Below are 22,413 nucleotides of genomic sequence, written 5' to 3' on the forward strand. Positions count from 1 at the left end.
CGAACAGGACCGTGAAACGCCTCAGCGCCGATGATAGTGCGGATACCCGTGTGAAAGTAGGACACCGCCAGACTCCCTTAAGACAAAGCCCAGCTCAAACGAGCTGGGCTTTGTGCATTGGGGCGGCGAAAGTGCGAGCGCGCATTGCCGTGCCCAATCGACGCGTGCGATGTCCCCGACGTCCCCCGATGTTCCCCTGGCGGCCAACCTTGGCTGCAACATCGCTCCCGTCTGGGCTAATCACTCACTCGATACACCATCGTCGCCACTTACCGTCCAAACTCGGCCACCTCGCAACCCACCCCATGCCGGCCTGCGGCCGGCCCCCGGATGCGCCTGCGGCTTATGCCGGGCTACATTGATTGGTATCGCCGACTGGAGGCCAGCGTTGGCCGCATCGATGCGGCCAACGCTGATTACTGCTTGACGTGGCTGGTGGGGCAGGGCATTATCGATAGCACTATGGCACAGACATTCCTGCAAGCTTCCCGCGCTTATTATTATGGTTACCGCACTCATCTGGCGGCACCAGGGAAACTCGCAGACTAAAATCTGCCCAACACGAATTCTACCAATGCCGCCGTAACTGGCGGCATTGCTTTTATAGGGCATGGTTTTCGGTTACGGCATCCAAGGAGCCTTATCATGGAAAACACCCTGCCCTGGATCGAACACTTGCCCTGCGGTTTCCCCGGTCATGCCTTGCAGATCGTGGCTGATGTAGAGTTTGGTTCGCATCGCCCGGCTGCCGAGCTGATGGCGCTGATTCCCATAACTGGCCAGCAGCCACTGGTACTTGAGTCTTTGTTTCCTGAAGTACGTACCTTGGCCTACTTGTTGGCGGCAGGGGCTAGCCCGTGTCGTGCGGACTGGCTGACCGCACGCGTGGTGGTTTTCCGCTTGAATCATCTGGCATTGAGCCTGTCTGAGTTGGAACTGATGGATCAGATTAATCAGAAGCTGGCTTGGCTGTCTCGTTTTCTTGATCTGGAGCTGTTGCAGCTGCGTTCTTTTGCCCTGCGAGGCCGCTGCGCTGATACTGTATGTCATGGTGCAGCTGATGTGCGTCTGCCAGATGCACAGGCGCTGGTGCCTAGGTCTTTAGCGCTGCGTGCTACGCTGAAGCACTGGTTGCTGGCACTGGATTTGGCCTGCAAGCGAGGCTTGGTCCGAATTTCGTAAAGGAGATGTGATGCAAGACGGTTCTATCGAGCGCCTGCCGCGGCGTGATGACACCATCCGTAACCTTACCATGGCAGTGTACATTCTGCAGGTAGTCAACCTGTTCGGCATTCCCGGTGCTATTGTCGGCGTCATCATCAATTACGTGAAGCGTGAGGATGCCCGCGATACGCTCTGGGAAAGCCATTTTAGCTGGCAGATCCGCACTTTTTGGTGGGCATTGCTTGGCGTTATCGTTTCTTACCCGCTGGTGCTGTTGTTCGGCTTGGGTTTTGTCACCGGTGCTTTGGTGTGGTGCTGGTACGTGTACCGCATAGTGCGCGGTTTCCTGGCCTTTAATGATGGCCGCCCGTTGCCGCAGTAGCGCGAATCCCGTGCGTGGCGGGGCAAAATTTGGCACAATGCGCGCCTTCCCTTTGATTTAAAAGAAGATGGACGCCCAATCCCTTCAGCTGCTGGTGACGCGCGCCATGCCTTTTGGCAAGTACAAAGGCCGCCTGATCGCCGACCTGCCGGGCCATTACCTGAACTGGTTTGCCCGTGAAGGCTTCCCGCCTGGTGAAATCGGCCGCCTGTTGGCGCTGATGCACGAGCTGGACCACAACGGTCTGTCTTCTTTGCTAGACCCCCTACGAAAGCGATAATCCATGGCCATTCAATGGTTCCCCGGTCACATGAACAAAGCCAAGAAGGAGCTGGAAGAGCGCCTTGGCAGTATCGACGTGGTGATCGAAATGCTGGACGCGCGCCTGCCTGGCTCCAGCGCCAACCCGATGATTGCCCGCCTGGCGCGTGGCAAGCCGGCGCTGAAGGTGCTGAACAAGCAGGATCTGGCCGATCCGCGGGTAACCGAGCAATGGCTGAACTGGTACCGTAGCCAGCCTGGCACCCGTGCCATCGGGCTGGACGCCTCCGACAGCGCGCCGGCGCAGAAGCTCGTAGCGGCTTGCCGCGAGCTGGCGCCGGGCCGTAACAGTGTGGACAAGCCACTGCGCGTGGTGATTTGCGGCATTCCCAACGTGGGCAAATCCACGCTGATCAACAGCATTACCGGCCGCCGCATCGCCAAGACCGGTAACGAACCGGGCATTACCAAGGGCCAGCAGCGCATCATGCTGGCCGACGATATCGAGCTGTTCGACACCCCCGGCATGCTGTGGCCCAAGATCATTGTGCCGCAAGGCGGCTACAACTTGGCGGCCAGTGGCGCCGTTGGCCGCAATGCGTTGGATGAAGAAGAAGTCTCGCTGGAGCTGCTGCTGATCCTGATGAAGCACTACGCCGCCCAGCTGGACGAACGCTACAAGATCGGCGACATCGACGGTCTGCAGGACTGGCAGGTACTGGAACTGATCGGCAAGAAGCGTGGTGCGGTGTTGCCGGGTGGCCGTATCAATATCCAGAAGGCCGCCGAGATCGTACTCACCGACTTCCGTGCCGGCACTACCGGTCGTATTTCGCTGGAGCGCCCGGAAGAGTGGCAGGCCTGGGAAAAAGCCGCCAAGGAAAACGAAGTACTGCGCGCGGCGCAGAAGGAAAATGCCCGCCTGGAGCGGGAAGAAAAGAAAAAAGGCATTCGCCGCGATTGAGCGCGATGATCACGAAAAAGGCAGCCTTGGCTGCCTTTTTTCATGGCTTGCGGCCAACCTTAGCCCAGTAGCTGCAAGCACGCCAGCAAACCACCATCGGTACGGCCGCGATCTACGTGAAAAAACGGCATGCCCAAGGCCTGGGCGGCGCCGATATCGCGTACCGGGTCATCGCCGATCACCAGGCACTGCTGCAGCGGTACGCCGGCCAGGCGGGCGGCAGCGTCGAAGATGGCGGCGTCGGGTTTAGCGTGGCCGCAGTTCTGCGGTGTCAGCAGGTGCGGAAAGTGCGCGTCCAGCCCGGTAACGGCCAGCTTGCGTTGCTGGATGTCCAGATGCCCGTTGCTGACCAGCACGCGTGGCAGGTGGGCGGTGGCGGCCACGAAGGGCGCCACGTCGTCAAAGGCCTTCCAGTTGCCGCGATAGCCGGCAATGTAGGGCTCGAAGGCGCGGTTAGCTTCGTCGTCGCTCAGCTCGCGCTGGAACAGGCCGCGCAGACGAGCGTGGCGTTGCTCGATGATGCTGCATTCGCCGTGTTCGAAGCGGGCCCAGTGCTGCTGGGTAAGGCTGTGCCAGCGCTGGCAGGCCTCGTCCAGCGTGTAGGGCAGCGCATGCGCGGCCAGCAGGGCGGCCACGCCGTGACGGGTGGCGTGGACGTCGTCGAGCAGGGTGTCGTCGATGTCGATCAGCAGGGCGGCGATGGGCATCAGGCAATCGGCTCGCCGGGTTGCTCGAACCAGCCCATCAGGATGGCTTGCGCCGCCACCTGGTCCAGCATCTCTTTCTGGCGGCGGCCGTAGACGCCGGCGTCTTCCAGCAGGCCTTCGGCGATCACCGAGGTCAGCCGCTCGTCCACCAGCCACACCGGCAGGCCGTAGCGGCCTTTCAGGCGCTGCGCAAACTTGCGGCACAGCGCGCTGACGGCGTGTTCCTGGCCGTCCATGTGCATGGGCAGGCCCACCACAAAGCCGCTGACCTGCCATTCGTCGATCAGTTTGGCGATGGCGGTAAAGCGTACGTCGTTGACTTCGCTGTGGATGGTTTGCAGCGGGGTGGCGATGCCCAGCGCCGGTTCGCCCAGCGCCACGCCGATACGCTTCTCGCCGAAATCGAAGCCCAGCACCGTGCCCTTATGCATGGCCGGATACGCTGGACAGCAGCGTCGGGTCGAAGCCCAGCAGCTTGATGGCACAGTGGTAGCGGTCTTCCACCGGGGTGTCGAAGATGATCCAGTCTTCGGCGGCCACGGTCAGCCAGCTGTTGGCGGCGATTTCCTCCTCCAGCTGGCCTTTTTCCCAGCCGGCGTAGCCGAGGCAGATCTGCAGCTTGTCCGGGCCGCGGCCATCGGCCACGGCGGCCAGGATGTCCTTGGAGGTACTCAGCGCCAGATCGTCGGTGACGGTGAGCGTGGACTGCCAGTTGCCGATCGGCTTGTGCAGCACGAAGCCGCGGTCTGGCTGTACCGGCCCGCCAAAAAATACCGGCGTGGTGTTGGCGTTGTCGTCGGCCAGCGGCAGGTCGATCTGCTCCAGCAGCTGCGCCAGCAGGATGCCGGAAGGCTTGTTGATGATCACCCCCATGGCGCCGTGTTCGCCGTGCTCGCAGATGTAGACGATGCTTTTGGCAAACAGCGGGTCGGCCATGTCGGGCATGGCAATCAGGAAGTGATGGGCAAGAGAGAGCGTTTCCATAGCGGCATTATGGCAACCAATGTCATGCCCGGCAAAGGTTGGCCGCAGTTTCTTTGTGTGCACTGTACGAATGCCTTGGCGCAGTGTTGCCGGCGGCGGGTAAAATGTGCGGTTGATTCTATCGTTTGCGGATACGTCCTTGCGCCTTACCCATATTAAGCTTGCCGGCTTCAAATCCTTTGTCGACCCCACCAGCATTGCCGTACCCGGCCAGCTGGTGGCCGTGATCGGCCCCAATGGCTGCGGCAAATCCAATGTGATCGACGCCGTGCGCTGGGTGCTGGGCGAGTCCAGCGCCAAGCAGCTGCGCGGCGAGTCGATGCAGGACGTCATCTTCAACGGCTCCAGCACCCGCAAGCCGGTGTCGCGCGCCTCGGTCGAGCTGGTTTTCGATAATGCCGACGCGCAGCTCACCGGCCCCTGGGGCCAGTACAGCGAGGTGGCCATTAAGCGCGTGCTGACGCGGCAGGGCGAATCCAGCTACTACATCAACAACCAGCAGGTGCGCCGCCGCGACATTACCGACCTGTTCCTGGGTACCGGTGTCGGCGCCCGCGGCTATGCGGTGATCGAGCAGGGCATGATCTCGCGCATCATCGAAGCGCGCCCGGAAGAACTGCGCGCTTATCTGGAAGAAGCCGCCGGCGTGTCCAAGTACAAGGAACGCCGCCGCGAAACCGAAAACCGCCTGGCCGACACCCGCGACAACCTCACCCGCATCGAAGACCTGAAGCTGGAGCTGGGCCGCCAGGTAGAGCGCCTGACCGAGCAAGCCGAGGTGGCGGCCAACTACCAGGACATGCGCGGCGCGCTGACCTTCAAGCAGAACCTGCTGGCGCTGGCGCGACGCGAAGAAGCGGCGCGGCAGGAAGCCACCGCCCGCAGCGAGCTGGCGCGCATCGAAACCGAAGAAACCGCGCTGGAGGCCGCGCACACCCACCTCGACACCGAGCTGGAAACCGTGCGCGAGGCGCACTACGCCGCCAGCGACGCCGTGCACGAGGCGCAGCAGGCACTGTTTGACGCCAACGCCACGCTGGCGCGGCTGGAAGAGCAGCAACGCCACCGCCTGCAAAGCCGCGAGCGGCTGGAGCGCGAGTTGGCCGCCGCCAGCCAGGAGCGGCAGCAGCTGGCCGAGAACAAGGCCCAGGTCGAATACGAGCTGGACGACTGGCTGCCGCGCCGTGAAGAAGCGCAGATGCGGCTGGAGGAAGCCCAGATGGGGCTGGAAGACGGCGCCGACAGCCTGCCATCGGCCGAAGCCGCCTTCCGCGTGGCCGACCAGCACCTGGCGCAAATCACCGCCCAGCTGGCCAACCTCACCCGCGAACGCGACCTTGCCCGCCAGCAAGGCGAGCACCTGCGCCGCAGCCTCGAACAACTGGCGGTGCGCGAAGGCGCGCTGCAACGCGAACTGCACGACCTCAACCTGCCGGAGCAGGCCACGCTGGACGCCGCCCGCGCCGACGTCGACAAGGCGCGTAGCGCCTTGGACGCGGTACGCGCCAGGTTGGCCGCCGACGAAGCCAAGCAGGCCGATTTGTCGGCCGAGCGCGAACAGCTGGATAAAACCCTCAACGCGCTGCACGCCGACGCCGCCCGCGCCGAGGCCGAGATGGCCGCGCTGGACGCGGTACTGGCGCGCGAAGCGGCCGGCGAACAATTGGCCGGCTGGCTGGCCAGCCAGCAACTGGCCGACGCGCCGGCGCTGTGGCAAAGCCTGCAGGTAGACGAACAGTGGCGACAGGCGGTGGAAGTGGTGCTGGGTGAACGTCTGGCCGCCCGCGCCGGCAGCCTGCACGGCGCCGAGCCGCCGGCACCGCTGGCGCTGGTGGACGCTGCGGGTGTTGCCGCCCCTGCCGCTGGCCCGCGCCCGGCCTTGCTGCAGCAGCTCACCGTCGATGCCGCTTTTGCCGGCGCACTGGCCGACTGGCTGGCTGGTGTCTACTGCGCGGCCAACCTCGACGACGCCATCGCCCGCCGTGGCGAGCTGGCTGCCGGCGAGTGCTGGGTCACGCCGCAGGGCCATCGCGTCAGCCGCCACGCCGTGCACTTCCACGCCGCGCAAGGCGGCGACGGCATGATGGCGCGCAAGGCCGCCCGCGATGCCGCCGCCGACAGGTTGGCCGCATTGCAACCGCAGCAGCACGACACCCAACGCCGCCGCGACAGCGTGGTGTCGCTGTTGGGCATGCTGGCCGAGGCCATCCGCGCCCAGAAGGGCGCTGTCTCGCGGTTGGAGGCCGAGCTGAACGCCGCCACGCTGGAACACGTCAAGCTGGACCAAGCCGCGCGCCAGGGCGCAGCGCGTTTGTCGGCCATCCACGCCGAACAGCAGCGCCTGCAGGACGAGCGCAACACCGCGCAGGACACCATCGCCGATAGCGAACTGCTGGCCGAAGAAAGCGCCATGCAGCTGGAAGAGCTGGGCGAGCAGCTGGAAGACGCGCGCCTGGCACGCCTTAACGCCGAAACCGGCCTCGAACTGGCGCGCAACAAGACCCGCGACGCCGAGCGCCAACTGCACGAAATCAAGCTGGCGCAACATACCGCCGAGCAAAAAGTGGCCGAGCTGGCCCGCCGCGCCCGCGAGCTGGCCGAGCGCGAGCTGCAGCTGCAAGAGCGGCAAGAAACGCTGGCGATGGAAGCCGAAACCGTCGAAGAGGCCGCGCCGGACGACGTGTTGCAAGAAGCGTTGGCGCTGCGCGAACAGCGCGAGCAGCAACTGTCGGCCAGCCGCGATCAACTGAATGCGCTCACCGAAACGCTGCGCCAGTACACGCAAAAGCAGCAGGAAATCAGCGCCGCGCTACCGGCGCTGCGCGAAGCACGCTCCGACTGGCTGCTGAAGCACCAGGAAGCGCGCCTCAACCTGGAGCGCTTCGACGAGGAACTCAAGACCGCCGGCGCGGACGAAGCCGAGCTGTTGCCGCACCTGACCGACGCGGTGAAACCGAACGCGCTGGCCGCCGAAATCGCCCGTCTGGCGCGTGCCATCGATGGCCTGGGCGCGGTCAACCTGGCGGCGCTGCAAGAGCTGGAAGAGGCACGCAAGCGCGGCGACTACCTGGCCAGCCAGACCGACGACCTGATGCAGGCGATGGCCACGCTGGAGGAAGCCATCGCCCGCATCGACGGCGAAACCCGCGACATGCTGCAAACCACCTACGACGCGGTCAACGCCAAGATGAGCGAGTTTTTCCCCACGCTGTTTGGCGGGGGGCGCGCCGAGCTGGTGCTGACCGGCGAAGATTTGCTGTCGGCCGGTATCCAGATCATTGCGCAACCGCCGGGCAAGAAGAACAGCACCATCCACTTGCTGTCCGGTGGCGAAAAAGCGCTGACTGCGATGAGCCTGGTGTTCTCGCTGTTCAGCCTGAACCCGGCGCCGTTCTGCCTGCTGGACGAAGTGGACGCGCCGCTGGACGACGCCAATACCAGCCGCTTCTGCGACCTGGTAAAGCAGATGGCGGCGCATACGCAGTTCCTGTACATCAGCCACAACCGGCTGACCATGGAAATGGCCGAACAGCTGGTGGGGGTGACCATGCAGGAGCAAGGTTGCAGCCGTATCGTGGCGGTGGACATCGTGGAAGCGCTGAAAATGCGCGAAACGGCGTAGTTGCATGCGCCGGGCGCTGCTGGCTTCGCTGACCCTGCACGGCGCCTTGCTGGTGCTACTGCTGATGCAGCAGGGCAGCGTGGCGCCGCAGCCGACCGCGTTGACCGTGCAGTTGCTGGCACCGGCGGATGAGCCGGCACACAGCGCACCTGCTGTCGCGCCGGCCCACCGGGCGAGCAAAGCGCCGCCACGTGCACCGGCGCCTGCGGCGCTACCGAGTAAGAGTGTGGCGGCCCCTGCGCAAGCACAGACGCCCGTTGCGGCCGCTAACGTACCGCAAGCCGTAGCTAACCCTGCGGCCAACCCGCTGCCTGGGCACGCCAGCGTCACGCCGGCACCGGCGGTAGCCGCGACAGCGACGGCTGCTGGGGGTAGTGCGACCAGCGCGCGGGAAGGGAGCGAACGCAGTGCGGCACCGTCGCAGCAGGCAGATCGTGCCATCCGCGTGCTGCAGATGCCTGACCCGGACTACCCGCCGTTATCGCGCGAGCGCGGCGAGCAGGGGGTGGTGATGCTGCAACTGGCGGTAGACGCCAGTGGCCGCTTGGGGGAAGTGAACGTGCTGCGCAGCAGCGGTTTTGCGCGGCTGGACAAGGCGGCCAGGGCCGCGGTGCAGCGCTGGCGTTTCCAGCCGGCTATCGAAAACGGCCAGCCGGTGGCAGCACAATTAACGCTGCCGGTACGCTTTGCGCTTGACGAAAATTGAACAAAAGGCTACATGACGTACTGATTCCCGCGCCGTTGCCCGGCAGGGCTTTGTTATAATACCGGTTCAGATAATGGCTGCAGCAGTGGAAAAAGCTCGATGAGCGAAATGAAAATCGGAATCTTGTTGTTGAGTGCCCTGGTCATCGCCCTGGTATTCGGCTTCAATTTTTACCAGGAATGGCGCTTCCGCAAGAAGACCCGCCAGGCCTTTGCGCGCCATCATGCCGACGTGCTGCTGGACGTACCCAAGAACAATGTCCGTGACGGCAAGCAGGAGCGGCTGGAACCGGTGCTGCTGGACGACGAGGAAGACAGCACCCCTGCCTACCTGAACGACGTGCCGCCGCCGCCGCTGGTACGCCAGCCCGAGCCGCAGCCGGTGGCCGAGGCCCCGGTAGAGGAGATGCCGGAGCTGGACGCCGCCGATCACCAGGCGCTGGTGGTATCGCTGCTGGACCCGTCGCTGGATTTCATCGCCGAGGTGGCGTTTGCCCAGCCGCAGCCGCTGACGCAGCTGCCGCGCTTCAATGTGGCCAAACGCGTGCAGGCCATTTTGCGTACCGAGCGCGGGCTGTGGAAGCCGGCCGAAATCGTGCCCGGCACCCGTTACAAGCAAGTGAACTTCGGCCTGCAGCTGGTGGATCGCGGTGGCGCGGTGACCGAGCAGGAGCTGGCCAGTTTCTGCCAGCAAGTCAGCCACTACGCCGAGAAACTCGGTGCTCAGGTCAGTTTCCCGCAGCGCCAGCAGAAGTTGGTGTCGGCGCGCGAGCTGGACCGCTTCTGCGTCGACGTGGACGTGCTGATCGGCATCAATATCGTGCCGGGCAAGCCGATTTCCGGCGCCCGCCTGCGCAGCGTGGTGGAAGCCGCCGGCCTGCAACTGGAGCCGGATGGCCAGTTCCACTATCTGGCCGATTCCGGCAACACGCTGTTCTCGCTGGCTTCGGCAGACCAGACCCCGTTTACCCTGCACACCTTGCTGGACAAACAGTTCCCGGCGCTGACGCTGATGTTCGACGTGCCGCGTGTGGCCGGCGGTGTGGCGGTGTTCGACCGTGCCGTGCAGTTTGCCAAGCAACTGGCGCAGGAGTTTGGCGGCCAACTGGTGGACGACAACCGCCGCGCCCTCAGCGACCAGGGCCTGGCGCAGATTCGCGACCAGCTGACGCGCATCTACGGCAATATGGACGATCGTGGCATCGCCCCGGGTAGCGTGGCGGCCCTGCGTCTGTTTGCCTGATGCGGTTTACCACTGCCCACCGTGGTAGTGCTTCGTTTAATCCCGCGCCGGCCTAGCCGGCGCGCTGCTTTTCCGGGTGAGCCATGACTGCCATTCCCGCCGCCATTACGTCCCGCGCCACCGAGCTGGCGCAACTGCTGGAACGTTACAACCACGAATATTACGTACTGGACGCGCCCACGGTGCCGGACGCCGAGTACGACCGCCTGTTCCGCGAACTGCAGCAGCTGGAGGCCGACTATCCGGCATTGAAAACGCCAGCTTCGCCCACGCAGCGCGTGGGCGGCGAGGTGCTGCCGGCTTTCGATAGCGTGGTGCACGCAGTGCCGATGCTGTCGCTGTCCAACGCGTTTTCCGACATGCAGGCCGACGACTTTGCCGTGCGTCACGCCGAGCTGATCGCGTTTGACGAGCGGGTGGGGCGCGACCTGGCGGCGGCCAAGCTGGCCTACGCCACCGAGCCCAAGTTCGACGGCCTGGCCATCAGCCTGCTGTACCGCGACGGCGCGCTGGTGCAAGCCGCCACCCGTGGCGACGGCAGCAGCGGCGAAAACGTTACCGCCAATATCCGCACCGTGCGTGCCATTCCGCTGCGTCTGCACGGCGAGCATATCCCGTCGCTGCTGGAGGTGCGCGGCGAGGTGCTGATGTTAAAGCGCGATTTCGAGCGCCTGAACGAGACCCAGCGCGAACGCGGCGACAAGCCGTTTGCCAACCCGCGCAACGCGGCCGCCGGCAGCCTGCGGCAGCTGGATTCGCGCATTACCGCGCAGCGCCGGCTGTCGTTCTTTGCCTACGCCATTGCCCAGGTAGACGGTGTCGACTGGCCGGCCACGCACGACGCCGAGATGGACTGGCTGGCCGCGCTGGGTTTTCCGGTGGTGCAAGCCGACCTGCGGCCGGTGGTGCACGGCGCTGACGGGTTGGCCGCCTACTACGAAAGCGTGCTGGCGCGCCGTGCCGGCCTGCCGTTCGAGATCGACGGCGTGGTGTACAAGCTCAATAGCCGAGCGCAGCAGGATCGGCTGGGCTTCGTGTCGCGCGCGCCGCGCTGGGCCATTGCGCATAAATTCCCCGCCGAAGAAGCGCTGACCGTGGTGGAGGCCATCGAGGAACAGGTTGGCCGCACCGGCGCCATCACCCCGGTAGCGCGCTTGCAGCCGGTGTTTGTCGGCGGCGTGACCGTCACCAACGCCACGCTGCACAACGAGGACGAAGTGCGCCGCAAGGACGTGCGCGTGGGCGATACCGTCATCGTGCGTCGCGCTGGCGACGTGATCCCCGAAGTGGTGGCGGTAGTCGCAGACAAGCGCCCGATGCGGCCAACCTTGGGCGGCGACCTGTTCAGCAGCAGCGAAGAGCCGATGTACGACGCGTACCGCCTGCCCAGCCAGTGCCCAGTGTGCGGCAGCCACGTGGTGCGCGAGGAGGGCGAAGCCATCGCCCGCTGTAGCGGCGGGCTGGTGTGCAAGGCGCAGCGTACGCAGGCGATCCAGCATTTTGCAGGCCGCCGCATGATGGACATCGACGGCCTGGGCGAGCGCTATATCGACAAGCTGGTGGAGTTCGATTACGTGCGCAGCGTGGCCGACCTGTACCGGCTGACGCTGGCCGATTTGCTGGAGATGAAGCGCCGCGCCGACGAGCAGGAAGGCATTACGCCGGAGAAAGAGGTGGCCTCGCCGTCGCGAGCTGGTGAAGCGCAAGGCGCAGCGCGCACAGCGACCGAGATAGTACAAGTGGTACAGCGAGGGAGCGAGCACGTTGCAACGCTGCCCTTCACCGGCGTAGCAGGCGAGAGGCTGCTGCCGGTAAAGGCCGGTAAGGTCGCTACCAAATGGGCCGAAAACCTGATCGATGCCATCGCCGCCAGCAAGACGCCGCCGCTGGCGCGCTTCCTGTTTGCGCTGGGCATCCGCCACGTGGGCGAGTCCACCGCCAAGACACTGGCCGACTGGCTGGGTTCGCTGGCGCACATCCGTCAGGCCCCGCGTGCGGTGCTGGCGGCGCTGCCTGACATCGGCGGCGTGGTGGCGGACGCCATTGCCGAGTTCTTTGCCGAGGCGCAGAACGAAGCCGTTATCGACGCGCTGCTGGCCGCCGGCGTGGTGCCCGCTGACGAACACGCGCCGCGCGCCCAGCTGCACGACAAACTGATTGCGGCCAACCTGTATGCCCGCCTGGGCGTGCCGCGGCTGACCGAGGTGCGTGCCCAGCAGCTGGCTGCCTTGCAGCCCGATATTGCCGCGCTGGCGGGCACGCCGCGCGTGGCTGTCATCGAATTGGCCTTGCCGGCAGAAGTGGTGAATGCGTTGGCCGACTGGCTGGACGTGCCAGCCAACCGTGCGGCGCTGCAACAGCTGGCCGCCTACCGCGATGCGCTGCTGGCGGCCACACCGGCCGAGGCGGCGGCCAGCCTGAACGAGGCGGTTGCTGGCAAGACCTTCGTGCTGACTGGTACCTTGCCCACACTGGGCCGCGATCAGGCCAAAGCGCTGCTGGAGGCGGCGGGTGGCAAGGTGAGCGGCAGCGTGTCGAAGAAAACCCACTACGTGGTGGCCGGCGCCGAAGCCGGCAGCAAGCTCGACAAGGCGCTGGAGTTGGGTATCACCGTGCTGGACGAAGCCGGCATGTTGGCGCTGCTGGAGCAGCCCGCAACATGAGCGAGGACGTCTTCGAGAGTGGCAATCGCCTGATGGCGGCTGGGCAGCTGCAGCAGGCGATTGCCTGTTTCGATGCCTGCCTGCAGGCCAACCCGCAAGATTGGCAGGCCTGGCTGAATCGCGGTAACACCCGCATGGCGCTGCGGCAGCTGGACCTGGCGCTGGAAGACTACCTGCAAGCGTCGGCGCTGCAGCCGCAGGCCAGCAGCGTGAAGGTGAACCTGGCCGTGCTGCTGAAAGAGCTGGGCGAGCTGGCGCTGGCCGAGGCGCTGCTGCGCGAGGTGCTGGCGCAAGAGCCGGGCCACGCCGACGCCTGGAGCAATCTGGGGACCATCTGTTACTACCAGGCCGACTACGCGCAGGCCATGCACTGCCAGCAACAGGCGCTGGCCGTAGCCGGCGATAGCCCGGCGCGGCTCAACAATCTGGCCATGGCCTGTATTGCCGCGTTGCAGCCACAGCAGGCCGAGCACGCGCTGCGCCGGGCGCTGGCGCTGCCGGCCGCCCCCGCCGTGTGCCGCTTTAACCTGGCGGTGGCGTTGCTGATGCAGGGGCGTTACGCCGAGGCCTGGCCGTACTACGAGGCGCGCTGGCAAGGGCTGCTGCAACCACGCTGGCCGGCGCAGCGCTGGCAGGGGCAGCCGCTGGCTGGCAACACCTTGCTGCTGTGGGCCGAGCAGGGGTTGGGCGATACCTTGCAGATGGTGCGTTTTGTTCCGCTGTTGCGTGCGGCCAACCCGGGTGCGCACATCGTGCTGGCAGTGCAGGACAGCCTGTTGCGCTTGCTGGCGCAGCTGGAGGGCGTCACCGTACTGCCCTTGTCCGGCACGCTGCCGGCGTTTGACTGGCAACTGCCGTTGATGTCGCTACCCGGCGTGCTTGGCATCGACCTGACCACGCTGCCGCGGCAGCCTTACCTGCGCAGCGTGCTGGCGACGCCCACGCAAATGTTGCCGCACACCGGCCGCCTGAAGGTGGGGCTGGTATGGCAGGCCGTACCGCAAGGGGGCGGCATTGCCGAGCTGGCGCGGCAGGGACGCTCGGTGCCGCCAGCGGCGCTGTTGCCGTTGCGCGAAGTGGCGGGTGTGGACTTTTACGCCCTGCAGCCGGGTACGGTGGACCCGCTACTGACGGACTGGGTACAAGCGTTGCCGTTGCAGGATTTTGCCGACACGGCGGCAATGGCTACCCAGCTGGATTTACTGATCACGGCCGATACCGCGGCCTTGCATCTGGCAGCGGCACTGGGCAAACCGGTATGGGTGATGATGCGGGCGGAAAGGGCGCCATTCTTTCTGTACCAAAGCGAGGGCTCGCCGTGGTACGACAGCGTGCGCTTATGGTGTCAGCCGCAGGCAGGCGACTGGGCGGCGGTGGGGCTGAACGTAGCGCAGGCGCTACGGCGGTTGTAACCGGTGGCTATCTAATAGTGCTAGAATCGCGTCAATGTCATAACTAACCACCAATCTTTTCCTATCGAAGGCGATAACATGCAGAAAATTACCAAAGCTGTTTTCCCGGTAGCCGGTATGGGTACCCGTTTCCTGCCCGCCACCAAGGCCAGCCCCAAGGAAATGCTGCCGGTGGTGGATAAGCCGCTGATCCAGTACGCAGTAGAAGAAGCCGTGGCGGCCGGCATTACCGAGCTGATCTTCATTACCGGCCGTAACAAGCGCAGCATCGAAGACCACTTCGACAAGGCCTATGAGCTGGAAACCGAACTGGAAAACCGCAACAAGAAAAAGCTGCTGGAGCTGGTACAGGACATCCTGCCGGCCAACGTCAGCTGCATTTACATCCGCCAGGCCGAAGCGCTGGGCCTGGGCCACGCCGTGCTGTGCGCCAAACCGGTGGTAGGCGACGAGCCATTTGCGGTGATTCTGGCAGACGACCTGATCGACGGCGGCCAGCACGGTGCTATGGAGCAGATGGTGCGCCTGTTCAACGAAACCCACAGCTCGGTGCTGGGTGTGGAAACCGTGGCGCGCGAAGAGACCGGTTCTTACGGCATCGTCGAGGTGGCCAGTGATGAGCGCGGTCACGCCAAAGTGTCCAGCATCGTGGAAAAACCGCACCCGGACGTGGCGCCGTCCACCCTGGCGGTAGTGGGCCGCTACATCCTTACCCCGCGTATTTTTGACAAACTGCTGAATACCGTTCCCGGTGCCGGTGGCGAGATCCAGCTGACCGACGGCATTGCCGCGCTGCTGAAAGAAGAGCCGGTACTGGCGCTGCCGTTCGAAGGCAAGCGTTACGATTGCGGTTCCAAGCTCGGTTACCTCAAAGCTACGGTAGAATACGGCCTGAGGCACCATGAAGTAGGTGGTGAGTTCGCCGCCTACCTGAGTTCGCTGCCACGCGGTTAACCCCGTATTGACATCCGGCGCCGCCTTGCTCATAAAGGCGGCGTTTGCTTTTTTGAAAGGAAAAACCATGCCTAACGTTGCAGAAGCCCGTGGCATCCTGAACAGCTCCGACATCCTGTTTAGCGCAGAAGAAGTCAGCGCTGCCGTCGACCGCATGGCGGCCGAAATCACCGCCGAGCTGGGCGAAACCTACCCGCTGGTGCTGTCCGTGATGGGCGGTGCCGTGGTATTTACCGGCCAGCTGCTGCCGCGTCTGCTGTTCCCGCTGGATTTCGATTACGTGCACGTATCGCGCTACGGCGACAAGACCCAAGGCGGCGAGCTGGTGTGGAAAACCGCACCGAAGGAAGACGTGCGCGATCGCGTGGTACTGGTACTGGATGACATCCTGGACGAAGGCCATACCATGGCCGCCATTCGCGACAAGGTGCTGGGCATGGGTGCCAAGGCCTTCTACAGCGGCGTGTTTGCCAACAAGCTGATCAGCAAGGAAAAACCGATCAAGTCCGACTTCGTCGGCCTGGACGTGCCGGACCGCTACGTGTTCGGCTATGGCATGGACGTACGCGGCGCCTGGCGTAACCTGCCGGCCATACATGCGCTGAAGTAAGCATCGATAGCGTCAGCTTTAAAGCCCACACGATAAATGTTGTGGGCTTTTTTCATGCCTGCGGATTAAAATGGAAGTCAGTCATAACAAGAAGGAGCATGTCATGCTTGCCATTATTGGAGGCTCCCGTCTTTCCCAACTCCCTGTGCTGCAGATTACCCATCGCCAGATCGTGCGTACGCCTTACGGCGACCCGTCCTGCGCGCTGACGTTCGGACTGATCGGTGCCCGGACGGTGGTGTTTCTGGCCCGTCACGGTTATGGCAACTCCATCGCGCCGCATGAAATCAATTACCGCGCCAATATCTGGGCGCTGCACAGCCTGGGCGTACGTCAGATCGTCGCCATCGCCAGTGTAGGTGGTATCCGCCCGGACTTGACCCCGGGCCAACTGGTATTGCCGGACGACCTGATTGATCACACTTGGGGCCGCAAGCATACCTATCACGAAGGTGCAGGCGTCCAGTTAAAGCATGCAGACTTCTCGCAGCCTTATGATCCGGTGTTACGTGAAAAGCTGATTCAGGCCAGCGGGCGCGCACAAGTAAAGTTGTCTGCTGGAGGGGTGTATGCTTGCACGCAAGGTCCAAGGCTTGAGACTGCCGCTGAAGTAAGAGCCTTGGCGATAATGGGTGCTGACATGGTGGGAATGACGGGGATGCCTGAAGCTGCTTTGTCCCGGGAGCTGGATGTGCCTTACGCTGCGATTGGTCTTGTGACAAATAGGGCAGCAAGTGCTCAGTCTGCCTTGATTGACTTTGATATGACGGCGATTGATGAATCTGTAGAAAGGCTGCAGTGTTTATTGCAGGCTTTTTGTGAGTGATGTTCAGGGCATGGCAGCTGTTTGATTTTTGCGTAATGCTGCTGATTATTCTGGCTGATTAATATTAAATTGCCGTTCCAATTGCTGGATACAGGCATTTTGCATATGCATTTATTTTAATGCTTGGGGGTGTCATGGAAGTAAAAGTGGCAATGGCTGATTTTCAGCTGGATGAAGAAACGGGTGTATGGTTGCCGCAAATTGGCCGTGGCATTGCCTATTCTGATGGCGATGCGGTGGAAGACGAAATTTTTAATGTCATCAACCGTGCTTCGGATCTAAGTGTTTCTTCTGTCGAGTTGGTCGCGGCGATTAATAACTGGCCCACTGAGTATCACTTTTCCCCACGCAGAACCAACTGGCTGAAAATGCTCAAAGGCGTCGGCCCTGGGACTAAAGTACTGGAATTGGGTTGCGGTTGTGGCGCGATTACAAAAGCCCTGTCCGAGACCGGTTGCAGTGTCGATGCTGTAGAAGGTTCTTTCCGGCGCGCCCGTACCGCAGCAAGGCGGGTACACGAGCATGCCGACACGCGTGTTTTTCACTCCAACTTTCAAAATATCGCATTTGAGCAGCAGTACGATCTCGTTACCCTGATAGGTGTACTTGAGTACTCGCCTGTTTATCTTGGTGGTAAAGATCCTTTCATCGAATGCCTGAAAATGGCAGCGAGTGCATTGAAACCCGATGGGACGCTGGTTATTGCCATCGAGAACAAGCTTGGTGTCAAGTATCTTGCCGGTATGGGGGAGGATCACCATGGTGTCCCGTACTATGGCGTAGAAGGCCAGTACCGCTCGGGCGAGGCAACGACCTATGGCAAGCAAGAGTTGGTAAGACGGCTTGAGAGTGCAGGGTTTGGTGTTTCTGCTTTCAATTATGCGTTCCCTGACTATAAATTGCCCGAGGTGATTGTTTCTGATCGTGGGATGCAACAGGGCAGACTTCGGGTCGATGATATCCTGTTTGGTTTGGAGAATCGCGATCATACCGGGCAGGGTAAAGAAAATTTTAGCATTAATTTGGCATACGAAGCGCTCTTTGAAGAGGGCGTGCTCGGTGATCTTGCAAACTCATTCTTGATATTCGCTACGAAATCTGGTGTTGTAAAACATCAGAAGCCGGATGTTCTGGCGCAAAAATATACTGATAATCGGCGTGCCGATCTGAATTGCGTCACGGAATTCATTGTTTCCGATAACGATACGATAGCCGTGCGCAAGTACCCATTGTCGACAGGTAGTGCTGCAGCCCAATCTGGCATGATCCTGCATGATTTCGTCGACGAACCATACGTGGTTGGGCGCAATCTTGGTGTTCTGCTGCGCAGAGCTGTTATGTCATCTGACGTGGAAAGCTTTCTGCTTCATCTGCAACGCTATCGCATTTTCCTCGAAAACCAAGCGCAGGACGGTTTGTTGCCTGCACAATGGATGGACGCCATTCCAAGTAATATCATTGTCGATGGTATGGGTTGCTTGCATTATATCGATCGCGAATGGTCGGTTAATGATGATGCTATAGAGTTGGAAGTGGTTTTCTTGCGCAGCATGCTGTTTCTTGTCGAGGATGCGATTTGTACTTCTGCGTTTCCAGGTAATGGTTTTTATCAGCGCATACAGAATCTTTATGCGCAACTTGCTTTGCAATTCGACCCGGCAATTCTAAAGAAAGTAAAACAGCTGCATAGTCATGTTTGGGCCGACGTGTTTGCCAACGGCCAGTGCTCGATGGGGGATTGGTATCGGGTTGCCGAGCGCTTCACGATTAGCCCCAAGCCGAAGTTGTTGCCTTTCGTATCACCACAGGTGTTAGGTGGCCAGGCTGCTGCATTTGGCCGCACTGCAGCTGAACGCTTTACTGACTATGCGTCGTGGTTGGTTCAGCATAAGCCACGCGAGGTCGATGCCGAAGTATGGGCTGAGCGCATGACTAGAGACTGGCAGCTGCAGCCGCATTTGACCTTGTTGATGATTGCACCTGCTGATCGCAAGGCAGAGTTGCAGGAGAGTATTGAACACCTGCAGTCGCAGCTTTATAAGAACTGGCGTTTGGTCGTCATTGCAGATTGGCCGGTGCCCAGCGTGGTGTTTGAACAGACCGACTATTTGGGCTGGTTGCAAGTAGATAACCTGGATGATGCTGCTGCATTGGCCGAGGCATGCAATGGCGTGCTTTCCATGCTGCCTAGTGACTGGGTGGCTATTTTGCCAGCAGGGGCAACCTTCCCTGGTGAGTATCTGCTTTCGATTGCCGACTATACCAACCTTTGGCCCGATGCCGTCGCGTTGTATACCGATCATGACCACTATCAGATCGACGGCTCGCGTGATGACCCCTGGTTTAAGCCGGGTTTCGACCCCGACTATTTGTTCGCTATGGACTATATCGGTACCGGCGTCTGGATGCGCATTCCGCAGTTGATGATGCTGGGAGGCTTTGCCAGCTGGGGGGCATGGCAGACCTACGACGCTTTGCTGAAGCTGTACGGTACGTATGGCAAAGGTGCAATCAGACACATAGAGAAAATGTTGCTGACGCTACCTTATGCGAAAGTCAGCACAGCGGAAGATGAAATGGTGCGTCAGGCCATCCTGCAACAATTCTTCCAGACTCTGGGGGTTGCTGCCAATGTCTTGCCGGCCAGGCTGGAGGGAACTCTGCGGGTTGAGTATCTGCATGAGGAAAAGCCGCTTGTTTCCATCATTATCCCTACCAAGGACAAGCTGGAGTTTCTCGACCCTTGCGTTGATACGCTGATCGAGAAAACACTATGGCCTAACTGGGAACTATTGATCGTCGATAATCGCAGTGAAGACCCGGATACCCACGAGTTTTACCAGCAGCTACAACAGCGCTTGCCGCAAGACCGCTGCCGGGTTCTTTATTATGACCAACCTTTCAATTTCTCTGCCCAGTGCAATATGGCGGTTGCCGAGGCGCGTGGTGACTACATCCTGTTGTTGAACAACGACACCGAAGTGGTGCAACCGGAATGGCTGGATCGCATGATGATGCACGCGATGCGTCCTGAAGTCGGTGTTGTCGGTTGCCGTCTCGTTTACCCTGAAACCGGTAAAGTACAGCACGCAGGCATTGGCTTTCATGCTCGGGGAATGTTCGATTCTGCCGCCCACCATCCCTTTGTTGGTGCTGATGGCCTGGATCCGGGTTATATGAATCGGCTGTGGGTCGAGCAAAATTATGCAGCGGTAACTGCCGCTTGCTTGCTTGTATCGAAGCAAACCTACCAGTCTGTTGGTGGCTTTGATGAAGACGAACTGGCTGTGCTGTTTAATGATGTGGATTTTTGCCTGAAGGTAAAACAAACAGGCAAGGCTGTGTTGTATACGCCATTTGCCACGCTGGTACATCATCATGGCGTTAGCATCAAGGCTGAAAGTAATGCCAAGATTGTGCAGCAGTTGCAGGATACTATTCGTGCGTTGGCTGAGCGCAAAACGTTCTTGAAAAGATGGTTGCCCCAGCTGAGTCATGACCCATCCCTGAGTCCGCACCTTGCGTTTGATGGCCCATCGGCGGATCTGGAAAGGGCTGTGCCGTTGCTGTGGGACCGAAACCTGCACCTGCGCAGCCGCCTGCTGGGCATTCCGGTTGAAGGTGGTAGCGGCATTTATCGGCTTATCCAGCCTTTCGAAGCCTTATCTCAAGCCGGCAAGCTTCATGCAGAGTACGTTCTCACCCATGATCGTAGCGTGCGGCTGCCCACTATCGTGCAGATGTCGCGACTTGGTCTGGACACCTTGATGTTGCAGAACCCGATTACCGATACGCATCTGGAGTGTCTGCAGGCAACGGCAGAGTTATTGCCAGGGGTACTGCGCGTAGCGTGCCTGGATGATTTGTTATCCGCCATGCCGAAAACCAGCGATCTTTACTATGCCTTCCGCAGCAACTTCCGCGACGCCAAGCCGCGCTTGCGCAAGGCGCTGGCGCTGTGCGATCGCCTGATTGTCAGTACTGAGCCGTTGCGTGCGTTCTGCGAGAGCATGATTGCCGATATTCGCGTTATTCCAAACCGTTTGTCGCGCCATACATGGGGTGAGGTTCACTCTGTGCGAGGGGTTGGCCGCAAGCCGCGTGTCGGTTGGGTTGGCGCACAGCAGCACGCGGGTGATTTGGCGATGTTGCAGACGGTTTTCGAGACGCTTGCCAATGAGGTGGAGTGGGTGTTCATGGGCATGTGGCCGGAAGGCGACTTTGCGCACGAGCGGCATAAGGGCGTGGTGTTCGAGCAATACCCGCAGAAAATGGCGTCGCTGAATCTGGATCTTGCCATTGCACCTCTGGAAGATAATCCGTTTAACGAGGCCAAGAGCAATTTGCGGTTGCTCGAGTATGGTGTGATGGCTTGGCCCGTTGTATGCAGTGATGTTTACCCTTACCGGAATAGCAATGCGCCGGTGACATTAGTCGGCGCTGACCCGCAAGCCTGGATTGAGGCTATCCGGCACCATATCGCCAACCCTGAGTGGTCTGCGCAGCAGGGTGCTGCTTTGCGTGCTTGGGTCGATGCAGACTACTGGCTGGAGGATCATCTGGAAGATTGGCAGGCGGCATTGTCTAGATAACGCGGTAACAAGGCATGATGACTGCTAGCCAAGCCCCTTTGCCTAGCCATGCTGCCATGTCAAGCGCAGCATGATCCCCAGCCAGGCCAGCCAGCTTGTACAACAAGCCGGCTGGCCTTATTGCTTGGTAACGATGTTTGGTGGCAGTTGATCATAATTTTTGTGATAGGGCGCTAAAGTATTTGGGCAGGTCTCCGATAAGTGCATATAAGCAAGCACGTGAAGAGTCAGCCAACTGACCAGCGTCCTTACATTAAAGTCAGACAAGATTATCGAGGTGCCAAAATGCCAATCATCGTTAATAGCAACATTGCTTCCCTGAATGCTCAGCGTAACCTGAACATGTCCAACAATTCGTTGGCCAACTCCTTGCAGAAGCTGTCGTCTGGCCTGCGTGTCAATAGCGGTAAAGATGATGCCGCTGGCTTGGCGGTTGCCGAGGGCTTGACCTCGCAGATTCGTGGTAACAATCAGGGGGTACGCAACGCCTACGACGGTATCTCCGTAGCGCAAACGGCTGAAGCCGCCTTGGGCCAAGTAGGTAACAACCTGCAACGCATTCGTGAAATTGCAGTGCAGTCCGCTAACGGTGCGATCTCTGATGACAACCGCTCTCAGCTGCAGAAGGAAGTGGATCAGCTGACGCAAGAAGTATCCCGCATCATTCAGACTACCAATTTTAACGGTACCAAGCTGCTCACAACTAATAAAGGCATCACTTTCCAGGTGGGTGCCTCTGGTTCCAAAGATAACCAGGTGGTTGCAACTGGCGTCGAGCTGTCCGGCATCAAAGGTTACTCGGCTACCCTTACTGCTACTGGTGCCGTTAAGGTAACAACGTCGGGTGCTGCTTCTGCTGCCATCAAGGATATGGATGCGGCGATCAAGACGGTGACCAATACCCGCGCCACCTTCGGTGCGATCCAGAACCGTTTCGAGGCCGTGATTGCCAACACCCAGGCTTTCGTTGAAAACCTGTCGGCTTCCCGTAGCCGCATCATGGATGCCGATTTTGCTGCAGAAACTGCACAGCTCACTCGCAACCAGATTCTGCAACAGGCGGGTACTTCCATCCTGGGGCAGGCCAACCAGGTGCCGCAAGCAGCCCTCTCGCTGCTGCGTGGTTAAGATTAGTTAACAACGATAGACACCAACCGATTTGGTACCTCTGTCCCCGGCCTGGCGGCCGGGGATTTTTTTTTGGAATTTTTTTGCGAAATTTAAAAAAAAGGCCTCAAGAGCACTAAAGAACTGACGATAGAGCGTTAGAGCGATTGGTATCAAAACCCGGGGAGTCCGCTCCCGAGCCAAGTCGCCATAATAA

At 60.9% G+C, this 22,413-nt stretch carries 17 protein-coding genes; 14 read left to right on the top strand and 3 right to left on the bottom strand.

Annotated elements, in window-relative coordinates:
- Positions 1-645: 645 nt before the first annotated feature.
- The 4 genes from ACK4FZ_RS13045 (at position 646) to ylqF (ending at position 2,771) form a co-directional block, all read left to right on the top strand.
- Positions 646-1,182: a hypothetical protein gene (locus ACK4FZ_RS13045; RefSeq protein WP_409821562.1), complete on the top strand. Its 537-nt coding sequence runs from the start codon at positions 646-648 to the stop codon at positions 1,180-1,182.
- Between the two features lie 10 nt (positions 1,183-1,192).
- Positions 1,193-1,546 (top strand): DUF4870 family protein, encoded by a 354-nt coding sequence (locus tag ACK4FZ_RS13050; RefSeq protein WP_409821563.1) that lies wholly within the window; start codon positions 1,193-1,195, stop codon positions 1,544-1,546.
- A gap of 67 nt (positions 1,547-1,613) precedes the next feature.
- Positions 1,614-1,826, top strand: coding sequence for a DUF3820 family protein (locus ACK4FZ_RS13055; RefSeq protein ID WP_144374071.1), 213 nt, complete (start codon positions 1,614-1,616; stop codon positions 1,824-1,826).
- A 3-nt stretch (positions 1,827-1,829) separates the two neighbouring features.
- The gene (gene ylqF / locus ACK4FZ_RS13060) at positions 1,830-2,771 is read left to right on the top strand and encodes a ribosome biogenesis GTPase YlqF (RefSeq protein ID WP_409821566.1); all 942 of its coding nucleotides are present in this window, start codon (positions 1,830-1,832) and stop codon (positions 2,769-2,771) included.
- Between the two features lie 59 nt (positions 2,772-2,830).
- Here ylqF and ACK4FZ_RS13065 read toward each other — a convergent pair whose 3' ends face one another.
- From ACK4FZ_RS13065 to ACK4FZ_RS13075, 3 genes are read right to left on the bottom strand one after another with little or no spacing between them, the layout of a single operon-like run.
- Entirely contained in the window at positions 2,831-3,478 is a 648-nt protein-coding gene (locus ACK4FZ_RS13065; protein WP_409821568.1) for an HAD family hydrolase, read from the bottom strand.
- A complete protein-coding gene (gene ruvX, locus ACK4FZ_RS13070; RefSeq protein WP_409821570.1) occupies positions 3,478-3,909 on the bottom strand; it encodes a Holliday junction resolvase RuvX in 432 nt (143 codons plus the stop codon). The genes ACK4FZ_RS13065 and ruvX overlap by 1 nt, the downstream gene beginning before the upstream one ends.
- Positions 3,902-4,462: a YqgE/AlgH family protein gene (locus tag ACK4FZ_RS13075; protein ID WP_144374066.1), complete on the bottom strand. Its 561-nt coding sequence runs from the start codon at positions 4,460-4,462 to the stop codon at positions 3,902-3,904. Before ACK4FZ_RS13075 ends, ruvX begins: the two co-directional genes overlap by 8 nt.
- 139 nt (positions 4,463-4,601) lie before the next feature.
- On the opposite strand from ACK4FZ_RS13075, the gene smc reads away from it, so the two are divergent.
- The 10 genes from smc (at position 4,602) to ACK4FZ_RS13125 (ending at position 22,217) form a co-directional block, all read left to right on the top strand.
- On the top strand, positions 4,602-8,084 hold the full coding sequence (smc, locus tag ACK4FZ_RS13080; protein WP_409821572.1) for a chromosome segregation protein SMC: 3,483 nt from the start codon (positions 4,602-4,604) through the stop codon (positions 8,082-8,084).
- Between the two features lie 4 nt (positions 8,085-8,088).
- A complete protein-coding gene (locus ACK4FZ_RS13085; RefSeq protein ID WP_409821574.1) occupies positions 8,089-8,790 on the top strand; it encodes an energy transducer TonB in 702 nt (233 codons plus the stop codon).
- Positions 8,791-8,898: 108 nt separating this feature from the next.
- Positions 8,899-10,032 (top strand): cell division protein ZipA C-terminal FtsZ-binding domain-containing protein, encoded by a 1,134-nt coding sequence (locus tag ACK4FZ_RS13090; RefSeq protein ID WP_409821576.1) that lies wholly within the window; start codon positions 8,899-8,901, stop codon positions 10,030-10,032.
- Positions 10,033-10,115: 83 nt separating this feature from the next.
- Positions 10,116-12,695, top strand: coding sequence for an NAD-dependent DNA ligase LigA (ligA, locus tag ACK4FZ_RS13095; RefSeq protein WP_409821578.1), 2,580 nt, complete (start codon positions 10,116-10,118; stop codon positions 12,693-12,695).
- The gene (locus ACK4FZ_RS13100; RefSeq protein WP_409821580.1) at positions 12,692-14,107 is read left to right on the top strand and encodes a tetratricopeptide repeat protein; all 1,416 of its coding nucleotides are present in this window, start codon (positions 12,692-12,694) and stop codon (positions 14,105-14,107) included. The genes ligA and ACK4FZ_RS13100 overlap by 4 nt, the downstream gene beginning before the upstream one ends.
- A gap of 78 nt (positions 14,108-14,185) precedes the next feature.
- Complete coding sequence (gene galU, locus ACK4FZ_RS13105) at positions 14,186-15,061, top strand: UTP--glucose-1-phosphate uridylyltransferase GalU (protein WP_144374060.1); 876 nt, start codon at positions 14,186-14,188, stop codon at positions 15,059-15,061.
- A gap of 67 nt (positions 15,062-15,128) precedes the next feature.
- Complete coding sequence (locus ACK4FZ_RS13110; protein WP_144374059.1) at positions 15,129-15,671, top strand: hypoxanthine-guanine phosphoribosyltransferase; 543 nt, start codon at positions 15,129-15,131, stop codon at positions 15,669-15,671.
- 70 nt (positions 15,672-15,741) lie between these two features.
- A complete protein-coding gene (locus ACK4FZ_RS13115; protein ID WP_409821582.1) occupies positions 15,742-16,497 on the top strand; it encodes an S-methyl-5'-thioinosine phosphorylase in 756 nt (251 codons plus the stop codon).
- A gap of 134 nt (positions 16,498-16,631) precedes the next feature.
- The gene (locus tag ACK4FZ_RS13120) at positions 16,632-21,089 is read left to right on the top strand and encodes a glycosyltransferase (RefSeq protein WP_409821584.1); all 4,458 of its coding nucleotides are present in this window, start codon (positions 16,632-16,634) and stop codon (positions 21,087-21,089) included.
- 285 nt (positions 21,090-21,374) lie between these two features.
- The gene (locus ACK4FZ_RS13125; protein ID WP_409821586.1) at positions 21,375-22,217 is read left to right on the top strand and encodes a flagellin; all 843 of its coding nucleotides are present in this window, start codon (positions 21,375-21,377) and stop codon (positions 22,215-22,217) included.
- Positions 22,218-22,413: the final 196 nt, after the last annotated feature.

Source organism: Vogesella sp. (genome assembly GCF_046297735.1).
GTDB lineage: Bacteria > Pseudomonadota > Gammaproteobacteria > Burkholderiales > Chromobacteriaceae > Vogesella > Vogesella urethralis.